Below are 11,881 nucleotides of genomic sequence, written 5' to 3' on the forward strand. Positions count from 1 at the left end.
CATTAAATTATAAAATTATGTCTGATATTGCTTCAAGAGTTAAGGCTATTATCGTAGAAAAACTAGGTGTTGATGAAAGTGAAGTTACGCCAGAAGCGTCTTTCACAAACGACTTAGGTGCTGATTCATTAGACACTGTAGAGTTAATCATGGAGTTCGAAAAAGAATTCAATGTAGCTATTCCTGATGATCAAGCTGAAACTATCGGTACTGTAGGTCAAGCAATTGCTTATTTAGAAAAAAACGTTAAGTAGAAATACTTTTTCTGTACAATACTTATAAATGGGATTAAAAAGAGTAGTAGTTACTGGGTTGGGTGCGCTCACTCCAATTGGAAATAGTGTTCCTGAATTTTGGGAAGCTTTAACAAATGGAGTGAGCGGCGCTGCGCCGATCAAGAGTTTTAATACTGAAAAATTCAAAACAAAGTTCGCTTGCGAAGTAAAAAATTTCAATCCAGAAGATCATTTGGATAGAAAAGAAGCTCGTAAGTTGGATCCGTTTGTGCAGTACGCACTAGTTGCAACCGAAGAGGCTGTTAAAGATGGAGGATATGATTTCTCCAAATTAGACACTAACCGTATCGGTGTAATATGGGGCGCTGGAATTGGCGGTCTAAAAACTTTTATGGACGAAGTTTCTAACTTTGCTACTGGTGATGGTACGCCTAGATACAACCCTTTTTTTATTCCTAAAATGATTGTTGATATTGCTCCAGGGCATATCTCTATCAAGTATGGATTGCGTGGACCAAACTTTGCCACCGTTTCTGCTTGTGCATCATCAACCAATGCGATGATTGATGCATTTAATTATATTCGTTTGGGCATGGCCGATATCATTATCAGCGGTGGTTCTGAAGCGATTATTAACGAAGCGGGCATGGGTGGTTTTAACGCAATGCATGCTTTATCTACACGTAATGATGATCCTACTACCGCTTCTCGTCCGTTCGACAAAGATCGCGATGGTTTTGTAGCGGGAGAAGGTGCCGGCACTATTATTTTAGAAGAATTAGAACACGCAAAAGCTCGTGGTGCTAAAATCTATGCTGAAATTGTAGGTGGCGGTATGAGTGCAGATGCACATCACATTACGGCTCCGCACCCAGACGGGTTAGGTGCTAAAATGGTTATGACTAATGCCTTAGCAGATGCTGGCTTAGAAACCAATCAAATTGACTACATTAACGTTCACGGAACTTCTACTCCACTTGGAGACGTACAAGAAGCTAAAGCGATTGTAGATTTATTTGGAGAAGATGCTTATAAGCTAAACATCAGCTCTACGAAATCTATGACAGGTCACCTACTTGGAGCTGCTGGTGCGATTGAAGCGATGGCTACCATTCTTGCTATACAGAATGATTTGGTACCACCAACAATCAACCATTTTACAGACGACCCTGAGTTTGACCCAAAATTGAACTTTACTTTTAATAAAGCTCAGAAACGTACTGTTAGAGCAGCATTAAGTAACACGTTTGGTTTTGGTGGACACAATGCGTCTGTAGTTTTCAAGAAATACGAAGAATAAGCCAAAATTTTACGGTTTAAAGGGTTTGTGTTGTATATTTATACAAATGCTTTTTCCTAAACTTAAATTTGTGTTGCTAGTTGATGTCTTTGTTTAGCATTTATAAACTATATCTTTCGCCCAATAAGCACTTTGTAAAGAAGCTTAAAAACGTACTTGGTTTTGTGCCGGGAAACATTGCGCTTTATAAAATGGCGTTTAGGCATCGTTCTGTAGCTAAACTTTTAAAGAATGGCAGCAGAAGCAGCAATGAAAGACTAGAATTTTTAGGTGATGCTATTTTAGGCTCTGTAGTAGCTGAACTGCTTTTCAAAAGTTATCCTTACAAAGAGGAAGGCTTCTTAACCGAAATGCGTTCTAAAATTGTAAACCGTGCTAATTTAAATCAGCTGGCCCGCAAAATGGGTTTTGATGAACTGATTGTCTTCGACCAAAAAACTGTAAACTTCCAATCTAAACACCATTCTATGTATGGTGATGCTTTCGAAGCATTAATTGGTGCTATTTATTTAGATAAAGGTTATGATTTTACCAAGAACCTTATTTTAAAACGCATCATTAAACCTTATGTAGATATTCATCACTTAGAAATTACCGAAACCAATTTTAAAAGCCGCTTAATTGAGTGGTGCCAACGTCAAGGTAAAGAAATCACTTTTGATGTGGTAGAAAATGGAGAAGGCGAAAGTGCTAAACTTTTTACAGTTAAAGTAATGATTGGTAACGAAAACTTCGGTATAGGTAGAGATTACAACAAGAAAAATGCTGAAAAGTTAGCCGCTGAAAAAGCTTGCGAAGCTTTGAGTATTTAAGCTGATAACTGGTTAATTACACAATTAAACTTTCTAGTTGCTACTTTTAACTTTTCCTGCGGTATCACTGTACTTCTTATAAGATTCGTTAATCCATTTTATAGCATCGTAAGTATTCCAATTCTTCACTTGTTCGTAGCTAGGTCTGTAATTAACTAGAAAATCTTCTAGTGCTTTGCCTTCCAATCCAACTTGCTGGTTAATTGTGGTTTTGTTAAAAAGCTGGTCTACCTGAGCATCTTGAAGTTCAGTTTGAGCCATTCTGTTAAATCGGCGGGCTTGTTTTGGGGTCTTGCCTACGAGTTCGTAAATAGCTGTAAGGGGTGAAAAAATGAAAGACAAAAGCGGCGGCTTCCCCGCATGAAATGAACCTTTTCTTCTAAAATCTCGCTTAACTTCGGTAATTGCTTGCTTTTTAGTCTGCCCGGTTACTACAACTTCATTTAGCATTGTGGCTCCCCTATTAAGAAGAAGTACCAGATCTTTATTGTCTTTAACTACTACTTGCAAGTCGCTAAAATTTCTTTTGGTGACTAACAAAGTATCTCCAACACGAGCCTTAATATAAAAAATACCTAAATCGTTGCTGCCAGTAGAAAATCCTGAGCGTTTGTTTTTAACCTCAGCTAAGGCAATTCTAACTTTGGTTTGGTCTTCAAAAACTACGCCAGTTAAATTAAAATCATTTTGTGCATAAGAGATCTTACCCATAAAAGTTATGGCGAAAAATAGAGTAAATATCAGCTTTGCTTTATAACGCATTGCAACGTAATTTATTAATTTGTAAACTTAACAAATGTTTTGCTTGGCTTAAGTTAAAAAAGGTTAATTGATAATGAGGTTTCTGTCTGCTGTTTTTTTGCTCTATGCTGCCATGATCTTCGTCACACTCATGTTTGTGGCACTACCCTTTGTATTGATTTTCTCTGCAATTTTACCTATCAATGCCGGCAAACGGGCAATTCTTTCCGTGTTGAGAATTTGGGCCTGGTTATTTAGTGCTTTCAGTTTCTTTTGGATTAGCACCAAAAACAAATCTAAGGTTAATAGATCGAAATCGCATATTTATGTTGGTAACCACGGCTCTTATTTAGACGCCGTTGCCGTTTGCATTAGTATTCCGCAATATTTTAGTGCATTAGGTAAAGTAGAGATTACCAAGGTGCCGGTGTTTGGTTTAATCTATAAACGTATTGTGGTTTTAATTGACCGCAGCAGCAAGGAAAGCAGGGAAATTTCTGTAGCTGCTTTAAAGAAGGATATCGCGAACGGGCAGTCTGTGTTGATTTTCGCAGAGGGTACCATGAACCAAACCGGTAGGCCTTTGGCAGATTTTTATGATGGTGCTTTTCGGATTGCGATAGAAACCCAAACGTCCATCATTCCTTTTGTGATGATTAATAATAGGAAACTGCTACCACGAAAAGATCCTTTGAAGGCTAGACCTGGCCTAATAAAGACGATTTTATTACCTGAAGTTTCGGTAAGTGGCTTAAATATGGATGATGTGCCCGAGTTAAAAAAGAAGGTTTATGTTTTGATGGAAGAGGCGATTTTGAAAGGTGCATAGGAAAACTTTGTTGGCTAAACCTGATGGTAGCGGATATACTTTTGGTTGTACCAAAACTTACGAAGTTTCTACTTGCATTCGCCAAAAGATAGCAGCATACAGCAGGGCTAAAGTATCCAAGAATATACTGACAGACATTTTCTAATAACACGGCGCAACCTTAAGCCTTCTAACCCGAAGTATCGGGATTTCGCTTCGCTCAACCTTCTACCTTTTTTACTATCTTTGCACATGATAAAATCAATGACCGGCTTTGGCTTGGCTTCTACGGATCACGAAAGTGTGAAGTTTTCTGTAGAGATAAAATCGTTAAACTCGAAGTTTTTAGAACTCGGTTTAAAAATTCCTAGAACATTTTCTGATAAAGAATTGTACCTGCGCAACCTTTGCAACAAGGAAATTGAGCGTGGTAAGGTGAGCATTGCCATTATGGTAGAGCGTAGTGAGGATGCTCAGAAAGGCGCATCTATTAACGAAACTTTACTGAAGAAATATTATACACAACTGGTTGAAGTTAACAAGAGTTTGGGTGCAAATATTGATAATCTTTTGCCTTCTGTATTGGCTTTACCAGAGGTAATTACGTACACCGAAGAGGAAGCCAGCGAAAGCGAATGGGCAGTTTTAGAAGGTACTTTCCAAAAGGCTTTGAAAAGCTTTCATCAATTTAGAGAAGATGAAGGAAAGGTGCTAAAAACAGATTTAGAGCTGCGCATTAAAAATATTTTGGGCTTTTTTGCTGAAGTAGAGGTTTTAGCACCGCAACGAATACCTAATATTAAAGCTCGTTTAACTCAGTTTTTAGAAGATACGGTTGGTAAGGTTAACTACGATCAAAACCGTTTTGAGCAGGAGTTGATTTACTACATCGACAAGTTGGACATTACCGAAGAGCAAACCCGTTTAAAAAGTCATTGCGATTACTTTATCACGACTTTGAAGGATAAGGATGCGAATGGTAAAAAGCTTGGTTTTATTTCTCAGGAAATTGGCAGAGAAATTAATACCATGGGCGCCAAAGCTAATGATGCACAAATACAGCAGTTGGTGGTAGGTATGAAAGAGGAATTAGAAAAAATTAAAGAACAGTTACTTAATGTGTTGTAGCGATAAGCGTTAGGCGATAAGCGCCAAACGCAGAACGCCCAACGCAAAACACATATTATGCAAGGCAAACTCATTATATTTTCGGCTCCGTCTGGTGCTGGCAAAACCACTATCGTTAAACATTTGTTGAGCAAATTCGACAATTTAAGTTTTTCGATTTCGGCAACTACGAGAGAGTTGCGTGGCGACGAAACAAACGAGAAAGATTACTATTTTATTAGCAAGGAAGAGTTTCTACATAAAGTTGCCCACCAAGAGTTTGTAGAGTTTGAAGAGGTTTACAGCGGTACTTTTTATGGCACTTTGCGCTCAGAAATTCAACGCATTTGGGACGAAGGCAAGCACGTTATTTTTGATATTGACGTGGAAGGTGGTTTGCGTTTAAAACGTAAGTTTGAAGAAGATGCTTTGGCGATTTTCGTGCAGCCGCCATCGTTAGAGGTTTTAAAAGAACGTTTGGCTGGCAGAGGTACGGATAGCGAAGAAAAACTGCAAGAACGCTATGCTAAAGCTGAAAAAGAACTAGCTTACGCTGATAAATTTGATGTTATCCTTAAGAATTTTGAACTTGGAACGGCTTGTGCTGAGGCAGAAGAGTTGGTTGGGTCTTTTTTAAAGAAGTAACGTTAATAATCCGTCATTGCGAGGTACGAAGCAATCTTAAAGCGCTCTGTCATTCTGAGCGCAGCGAAGAATCTGTTAGCAAGTATTACAGACCTAACAGATTCCTCCTAACGTCGGAATGACAGAAAAAAAAATTGCTTGGTGCCTCGCAATGACGACATAGTTTTATAAAATGATTGGCTTATTCTTCGGTTCGTTTAATCCCATCCATATTGGGCACTTGGTAATTGCCAATTACATGGCTAGCTACACCAACTTGAAAGAAGTTTGGTTTGTGGTATCTCCTCATAATCCGCTAAAGCAGAAAAGTGGATTGGCGGATATGTACGATCGCTTAGAAATGGCTAGACTGGCCACCGAGAATGCGCCACATTTGAAAGTTAGCGATATAGAATTTAAATTGCCGCAGCCTTCATATACCATTGACACTTTAACTCATTTAAAAGAGAAATATCCTGAAAAGGAATTTGCTTTGATTATGGGTGCTGATAATTTGGCTTCCTTTAAAAAATGGAAGAACTACGAGCTATTGCTAGAAAATCACAAGTTATTTGTTTACCCTAGGCCAGGAATTGATTTGAGCGAATGGGAGGCGAATCCATCTGTAATAATTACAGAAACACCTCAAATGGATATTTCCTCTACGTTTATTCGCAATGCGATTAAGCAAGAAAAAAGCATCCAGTTTTTGGTACCGGATGCTGTAATTGATTTTATGGATAAAAAGAGCCTGTATAAAACCCTCTAAACGGCTTCGCCCTCAAGCACACCATTCATATATAAATAATTGTGCTTAATCTCCCTGAAGGGAGACTTTAGGGTATTGCTCCCCTTTAGGGGCTTGGGGTTCTTATCCTTTCCAGCCATCTTTTAACGAAACCACTCGGTTAAACACCAAATGGTCTGCTGTGCTGTCTTTATCTAAACAGAAGTAACCTTTACGGATAAACTGATAGCCTGTTCCCAGCGTTGCCTCAGCCAAAGCAGGTTCAATGTAAACGTTGCTCAACACTTCTTTACTATTTGGGTTTAAGTATTCTTTAAAATCACCTTCTTCTGCATCTGGAGAAACTACGCTAAACAAGCGATCGTACAATCTTACTTCTGCTGTTTTAGCATGTTTAGTGCTCACCCAATGGATGGTTCCTTTTACGGTAAGTCCGCTGGTATCGCTACCACTTTTCGACTCTGGGAAGTAAGTACAGTGAATTTCCGTTACATTTCCATCAGCGTCTTTTACAAAGTTCTCACATTTTACTATGTAAGCAAACTTTAAACGAACCATTGCTCCTGGTGCCAAACGGAACCATTTCTTCGCAGGTTCTTCCATAAAGTCTTCGCGTTCTATCCAAAGTTCCTTACTAAATGGAATTTCTCTAGTACCGCCTTTATCTTCTGCTTCTGGGTTATTCTCTCCAATTAAGATTTCGCCATCACCTTCGTAATTCGTAATCACCAATTTGATTGGATCAAGCACAGCCATAGCTCTAGTTGCTTTCTTGTTCAAATCCTCACGGATACAGAACTCCAATAAGCTCAGCTCAATTAAATTCTCTCTTTTGGCAATACCAATGCGTTCACAAAACTCTCTGATACTTTCTGGCGTGTAACCTCTTCTACGCAAACCGCTAATTGTCGGCATTCTAGGATCATCCCAGCCAGAAACCAAGCCTTCATTAACCAATTGCAAAAGCTTGCGTTTACTCATTACCGTATAGGTAAGATTTAAACGTGCAAATTCGTATTGTTTAGAAGGAAAAATACCCAACTGGGTGATGAACCAATCGTATAATTCTCTGTGCGAAACGTATTCTAAAGTACAGATCGAGTGCGTGATATTTTCGATACTATCGCTTTGTCCATGAGCAAAATCGTACATTGGGTAAATACACCAAGCATCTCCAGTACGGTGATGGTGTGCATGTTTGATACGATAAATGATCGGGTCACGCATCAGCATGTTAGTACTAGCCATATCAATTTTCGCTCTCAAAATACAAGCGCCGTCTTCAAACTCGCCAGCTTTCATTTTTGCGAAAAGCTCCAAGTTTTCTTCAATGCTTCTATCTCTGTATTGGTTTGGTGTGCCAGGTTCTGTTGGTGTGCCTTTTTGAGTAGCAATTTCTTCAGCTGTGCTTTCGTCTACATAAGCAAGTCCTTTTTCAATTAACTGCACAGCATAACCGTGTAGCGTATCGAAATAGTCGGAAGCGTACAACTCGTTCTTCCACTGGAAACCCAACCATTGAATATCTTCCTGCTGGCTGTTTACATACTCCGTTTTTTCGGTAACCGGATTGGTGTCATCAAATCTTAGATTGGTGTAACCTCCGTATTTCTGCGTTAACCCAAAGTTTAAGCAAATTGCCTTTGCATGGCCAATGTGCAAATAACCGTTTGGTTCTGGCGGAAAACGTGTTACCAACGTCTCGTACTTTCCACTTTTTAAATCATTCTCTATAATTTCTTCTATAAAGTTTAATGATTTTTCCTCGCTCATATAATTGTATTGTTTAAGCTTCAAAGTTAACCAAATTTAGGGTAATTTAAAGCACTGGCAAACCGGCAAACGTTTAAATGCCTAAAATAATATCAGCCGAAATTTTCAGTTTTTTACTTATACTTCTCGCTACTTTCAGCGTAGGTTCGCTTTTTTCTGTGAGATACTCGCTAATGCGGGAGGGGCTTACACCTACAAGCTCTGATAGTGCGTTTTGCGAAAGCCCCATTTCATACATACGAAGTTTAATTACCTGAGCAAGGGTTGGCATTCCTATCGGATGGTGAATATCCTCATACTCTTCTACCAGCTCCGAGAGCTTATCCAACTCCACCATCTTTTTATCAGTAATATGAGTATCATCGTCAGTAAGAAGCAACAACTCTTCAATACGCTCTTTTATTGCTTTATATTCTATTTCTGTGTTTATACTAGCCATATCAAATACTTTTAATATCCTTTATATTATCATACTCCTTATGTGTGCCTACAAAACGTATGAATATTGTTTTAATAGAGAATCTCACAATTACCACCAATCGGTAGTCATTGCCTTTTATATCAAAAACATATCTTTGATTGCCTACGCTGTCAACGGTATTAAAATCTTTTTTAATGTCGGCAAAGCAGGTCCATTCTGCTCTTTTTACGGTTTGATACCAATGTTCAAGCGCAGCCTTAGCCTTAATATCCTTATTATAGTAGTCAATTAAAGTGCTATGTGACAGGACTCTCATTACATTTATTTTGCAATAGTAAAAATAGATATTTTTTTGTTATTCAAAAAATAATTTTGTTTTACAGAACATTAATTTTGCGCAATTCAAAATTTTACTACATTTACGTCTATCAAGTACACCAGATATGAACAAAACCTTAAATAGACCCATTAGGGTTCTTGTAGCTAAAGTAGGGTTAGACGGACATGATAGAGGCGCAAAAGTAATTGCCACTTCTCTTCGTGACGCTGGTATGGAAGTCATTTATACCGGCTTAAGGCAAACCCCAGAAATGGTTGTAAATACAGCTTTGCAGGAAGATGTTGATGCCATCGGTATCTCTATCTTGTCTGGCGCACACATGACTGTTTTTCCAAAAGTGATAGAAATAATGAAGCAAAAAGGGCTTACCGATGTTTTAGTTACTGGCGGAGGGATTATTCCAGATGCTGATATGAAAAAACTACAGGAAATTGGTATTGGACAGCTTTTTCCTCCGGGCACAACAATGAAAGACATTGTAAACTACATTGAAAACTGGGTGGTAGAACACCGAAATTTTTAACAAAATGGAATATCAGCAAACATTAGCAGAATTAAAAAACGGCATCTTATATATCACGATTAACCGTCCGCAAAAACTTAATGCACTAAACAAAGAGGTATTAACAGAATTGGCTCATGCTGTAGCCTCTGCCCAAACAGACAAAGAAATTAGGGCTATTTTATTGACTGGCGCAGGCGAGAAAGCATTTGTAGCTGGCGCTGATATTTCCGAGTTTCAGAACTACAACTTGGAAGAAGGTAGGCAACTAGCTAAAGACGGACACGATAATGTATTTAATGCAATAGAAAATTCAACGAAGCCAGTAATTGCAGCTATTAACGGTTTTGCTTTAGGTGGCGGCTTGGAGTTAGCAATGGCCTGTCATATCAGAATTGCCAGCGAAAATGCTAAACTTGGTTTGCCAGAAGTCACTTTAGGCTTAATTCCAGGTTATGGCGGCACGCAACGGTTGGCACAATTGGTGGGCAAAGGCTTGGCGCTCGAAATGATTTTTACAGCCGATATGATTAGTGCAGAAAAAGCGCTACAGATTGGTTTAGTAAATCACGTTGTTCCCCAAACTGATTTGTTAGCAAAAGCGGACGAATTGATTGAAAAAATAAAATCTAGAGCACCATTGGCATTGGCAAGCGCAATAAAGGCGGTAAATGCGGGCTTTAATCCAAAAGCAGACGGTTTCCAAACAGAGATTAACGAATTTGGCAACTGTTTCAATACAGACGATTTCAAAGAAGGCACTACGGCTTTTCTGGAAAAACGAAAACCTGAATTTAAAGGTGTTTAGCTTTATTATCGTAAATCTACACGGTCTCTCTTCCACTCCTTTTTGGTATACATTTTGTAAAAAAGTGTAGAAAAAATTTCCCATTCGCTTTTTTTTACATATTTTAGCTATTATAACGTACGTTAAGTTAATTGTATGAAGAAAATATTAATAGTTGACGATGAGATAAATATCGGATTACTGCTTTCAAAATTTTTAACCCGAAATTCTTTCGATGTAACTAGTGCAACTAGTGGTAGTTCTGCAATGGAATACCTTTCTAAAGATCATTTTGATTTAGTGCTTTGCGACTACCGCTTGGAAGATACCGATGGTAAAGAAATGCTCGTTAAAATCAAAGAAAGTTATCCAAAAACTGGCGTGATTATCATAACAGGTTACTCTGATATTAAACTAGCTGTGGAGTTAATTAAGCTTGGCGCCTATGATTATATTACAAAGCCGTTATATCCAGACGAAATTCTAAACACAATCAACAAAGCTATTGAAACACAAATTGCTTTGAACGAAAGTACACCTGAGGTAGAAACAACTAGTGGCCAAGACAAACCTAAAGCAAGCAAAGGCAATTACACCTTTACCGATGAGTTTGTGATTGGGCAAAGTGGAGCTTCTAAAGATTTAATGAAACAAATTTTATTAGTTGCCCCTACAGCTTACAGTGTTATTTTAATGGGAGATAGCGGTACAGGTAAAGAATCTGTAGCTAAAGCTATCCACCTGAATAGCCCTAGAAAAGACAAACCTTTTGTGGCTATGGATTGTGGCTCATTAACTAAAGAACTAGCCGGAAGCGAATTTTTTGGTCACGAAAAAGGATCATTTACAGGTGCACTGTACACTAAAATTGGTCACTTCGAAATGGCAAATGGTGGAACTTTATTTTTAGATGAGGTTGGAAATCTATCTTACGATATCCAAGCTGCACTACTGAGAACAGTTCAAGAGCGCAAAATTAAACGCATTGGCAGTACCAAAGAGATTGACTTAGATGTGAGAATTATTGTAGCAACTAACGAAAATCTTCAAGATGCCATTTCAAAAGGCAGATTTAGAGAAGATCTTTACCATCGTTTCAACGAATTTTCTATTAATCTTCCGCCAATTAGCCAAAGAGGCAAGGATATTTTAGCATTTGCTGAGAGTTTCTTACAGTTAGCCAATCAGGAATTGAGTAAAAACATTAAGGGGTTTTCAGATGAGGTAGTTGATTGCTTCTTAACTTACAACTGGCCGGGAAATGTAAGAGAACTAAAAAATGTGGTGCGCAGAGCAACTTTACTTACAGAAACCGACGAAATTCAGCTGAAAGCCCTTCCGCTAGAAATATCAACTTATGCCAAAGCGCCTGTGCTAAATAATTTCGCCAGTACATCGGCAGAAAACACAGAGCGTAACAAGCCTAGAGATTTGAAAAATGCAGCGCTAGAGGCAGAGTATGAGACAATCCTGAAAGTGCTAAGAGAAGTGAATTTCAACAAAACGAAAGCCGCTAAAATTTTAAATATTGACAGGAAGACTCTTTACAATAAGATGAAAGCAATTGACCTCGACAATAAATAGACAGTGCTTAGTTTATTTAAAAAATCTGGCCCTTCTAGGTTTAAAAACCGTTACAATATTTCCAAGAAAATATTATGGATAGTAATGTTGCTATGTAT

General features: G+C 38.3%; 14 protein-coding genes. 10 read left to right on the forward strand and 4 right to left on the reverse strand.

Annotated features, from left to right (window positions below; genetic code table 11):
• The first annotated feature begins 17 nt into the window (after window positions 1–17).
• The 3 genes from REI64_RS16905 to rnc all read left to right on the forward strand — a co-directional run bounded on the left by REI64_RS16905 (window position 18) and on the right by rnc (window position 2,348).
• Window positions 18–254 (forward strand): acyl carrier protein, encoded by a 237-nt coding sequence (locus tag REI64_RS16905; protein ID WP_008508386.1) that lies wholly within the window; start codon window positions 18–20, stop codon window positions 252–254.
• 28 nt (window positions 255–282) lie between these two features.
• Window positions 283–1,536 carry a beta-ketoacyl-ACP synthase II gene (fabF, locus tag REI64_RS16910; protein WP_308851328.1) on the forward strand — a complete coding sequence of 418 codons (1,254 nt, stop codon included), beginning with the start codon at window positions 283–285 and terminating at the stop codon, window positions 1,534–1,536.
• An 83-nt stretch (window positions 1,537–1,619) separates the two neighbouring features.
• Window positions 1,620–2,348: a ribonuclease III gene (gene rnc, locus REI64_RS16915; protein WP_308851329.1), complete on the forward strand. Its 729-nt coding sequence runs from the start codon at window positions 1,620–1,622 to the stop codon at window positions 2,346–2,348.
• A gap of 33 nt (window positions 2,349–2,381) precedes the next feature.
• Here rnc and REI64_RS16920 read toward each other — a convergent pair whose 3' ends face one another.
• A complete protein-coding gene (locus tag REI64_RS16920) occupies window positions 2,382–3,059 on the reverse strand; it encodes a hypothetical protein (RefSeq protein ID WP_308851330.1) in 678 nt (225 codons plus the stop codon).
• Window positions 3,060–3,183: 124 nt separating this feature from the next.
• On the opposite strand from REI64_RS16920, the gene REI64_RS16925 reads away from it, so the two are divergent.
• The 4 genes from REI64_RS16925 (at window position 3,184) to nadD (ending at window position 6,397) form a co-directional block, all read left to right on the forward strand.
• On the forward strand, window positions 3,184–3,918 hold the full coding sequence (locus REI64_RS16925) for a lysophospholipid acyltransferase family protein (RefSeq protein WP_308851331.1): 735 nt from the start codon (window positions 3,184–3,186) through the stop codon (window positions 3,916–3,918).
• Between the two features lie 243 nt (window positions 3,919–4,161).
• On the forward strand, window positions 4,162–5,025 hold the full coding sequence (locus REI64_RS16930) for a YicC/YloC family endoribonuclease (protein WP_308851406.1): 864 nt from the start codon (window positions 4,162–4,164) through the stop codon (window positions 5,023–5,025).
• Between the two features lie 57 nt (window positions 5,026–5,082).
• Complete coding sequence (gene gmk, locus REI64_RS16935) at window positions 5,083–5,649, forward strand: guanylate kinase (RefSeq protein WP_308851332.1); 567 nt, start codon at window positions 5,083–5,085, stop codon at window positions 5,647–5,649.
• 172 nt (window positions 5,650–5,821) lie between these two features.
• On the forward strand, window positions 5,822–6,397 hold the full coding sequence (gene nadD, locus REI64_RS16940; RefSeq protein ID WP_308851333.1) for a nicotinate (nicotinamide) nucleotide adenylyltransferase: 576 nt from the start codon (window positions 5,822–5,824) through the stop codon (window positions 6,395–6,397).
• Between the two features lie 102 nt (window positions 6,398–6,499).
• Here nadD and REI64_RS16945 read toward each other — a convergent pair whose 3' ends face one another.
• From REI64_RS16945 to REI64_RS16955, 3 genes are all read right to left on the reverse strand, one after another.
• The gene (locus REI64_RS16945; RefSeq protein ID WP_308851334.1) at window positions 6,500–8,149 is read right to left on the reverse strand and encodes a glutamine--tRNA ligase/YqeY domain fusion protein; all 1,650 of its coding nucleotides are present in this window, start codon (window positions 8,147–8,149) and stop codon (window positions 6,500–6,502) included.
• Window positions 8,150–8,222: 73 nt separating this feature from the next.
• A complete protein-coding gene (locus tag REI64_RS16950) occupies window positions 8,223–8,588 on the reverse strand; it encodes a helix-turn-helix domain-containing protein (RefSeq protein ID WP_308851335.1) in 366 nt (121 codons plus the stop codon).
• Between the two features lies 1 nt (window position 8,589).
• Window positions 8,590–8,886: a type II toxin-antitoxin system HigB family toxin gene (locus REI64_RS16955; protein ID WP_308851336.1), complete on the reverse strand. Its 297-nt coding sequence runs from the start codon at window positions 8,884–8,886 to the stop codon at window positions 8,590–8,592.
• Window positions 8,887–9,013: 127 nt separating this feature from the next.
• Here REI64_RS16955 and REI64_RS16960 point away from each other — a divergent pair, with 127 nt between their 5' ends.
• From REI64_RS16960 to REI64_RS16970, 3 genes are all read left to right on the forward strand, one after another.
• A complete protein-coding gene (locus REI64_RS16960) occupies window positions 9,014–9,433 on the forward strand; it encodes a cobalamin B12-binding domain-containing protein (protein WP_308851337.1) in 420 nt (139 codons plus the stop codon).
• A gap of 4 nt (window positions 9,434–9,437) precedes the next feature.
• Entirely contained in the window at window positions 9,438–10,220 is a 783-nt protein-coding gene (locus tag REI64_RS16965; protein WP_308851338.1) for an enoyl-CoA hydratase-related protein, read from the forward strand.
• 135 nt (window positions 10,221–10,355) lie between these two features.
• Window positions 10,356–11,783 (forward strand): sigma-54 dependent transcriptional regulator, encoded by a 1,428-nt coding sequence (locus REI64_RS16970; RefSeq protein WP_308851339.1) that lies wholly within the window; start codon window positions 10,356–10,358, stop codon window positions 11,781–11,783.
• Window positions 11,784–11,881 lie beyond the last annotated feature (98 nt).

Source organism: Pedobacter sp., assembly GCF_031119335.1.
Taxonomy (GTDB): Bacteria; Bacteroidota; Bacteroidia; order Sphingobacteriales; family Sphingobacteriaceae; genus Pedobacter.

Excerpts from the sequence above, each read along its gene's own strand:
- REI64_RS16960 (WP_308851337.1), top strand. The coding sequence starts at position 9,014 with ATGAACAAAACCTTAAATAGACCCATTAGGGTTCTTGTAGCTAAAGTA.
- REI64_RS16965 (WP_308851338.1), top strand. The coding sequence starts at position 9,438 with ATGGAATATCAGCAAACATTAGCAGAATTAAAAAACGGCATCTTATAT.
- gmk (WP_308851332.1), top strand. The coding sequence starts at position 5,083 with ATGCAAGGCAAACTCATTATATTTTCGGCTCCGTCTGGTGCTGGCAAA.
- REI64_RS16925 (WP_308851331.1), top strand. The coding sequence starts at position 3,184 with ATGAGGTTTCTGTCTGCTGTTTTTTTGCTCTATGCTGCCATGATCTTC.
- REI64_RS16905 (WP_008508386.1), top strand. The coding sequence starts at position 18 with ATGTCTGATATTGCTTCAAGAGTTAAGGCTATTATCGTAGAAAAACTA.
- REI64_RS16930 (WP_308851406.1), top strand. The coding sequence starts at position 4,162 with ATGACCGGCTTTGGCTTGGCTTCTACGGATCACGAAAGTGTGAAGTTT.
- nadD (WP_308851333.1), top strand. The coding sequence starts at position 5,822 with ATGATTGGCTTATTCTTCGGTTCGTTTAATCCCATCCATATTGGGCAC.
- REI64_RS16945 (WP_308851334.1), bottom strand. The coding sequence starts at position 8,149 with ATGAGCGAGGAAAAATCATTAAACTTTATAGAAGAAATTATAGAGAAT.
- REI64_RS16955 (WP_308851336.1), bottom strand. The coding sequence starts at position 8,886 with ATGAGAGTCCTGTCACATAGCACTTTAATTGACTACTATAATAAGGAT.
- fabF (WP_308851328.1), top strand. The coding sequence starts at position 283 with ATGGGATTAAAAAGAGTAGTAGTTACTGGGTTGGGTGCGCTCACTCCA.
- REI64_RS16950 (WP_308851335.1), bottom strand. The coding sequence starts at position 8,588 with ATGGCTAGTATAAACACAGAAATAGAATATAAAGCAATAAAAGAGCGT.
- rnc (WP_308851329.1), top strand. The coding sequence starts at position 1,620 with ATGTCTTTGTTTAGCATTTATAAACTATATCTTTCGCCCAATAAGCAC.
- REI64_RS16920 (WP_308851330.1), bottom strand. The coding sequence starts at position 3,059 with ATGGGTAAGATCTCTTATGCACAAAATGATTTTAATTTAACTGGCGTA.
- REI64_RS16970 (WP_308851339.1), top strand. The coding sequence starts at position 10,356 with ATGAAGAAAATATTAATAGTTGACGATGAGATAAATATCGGATTACTG.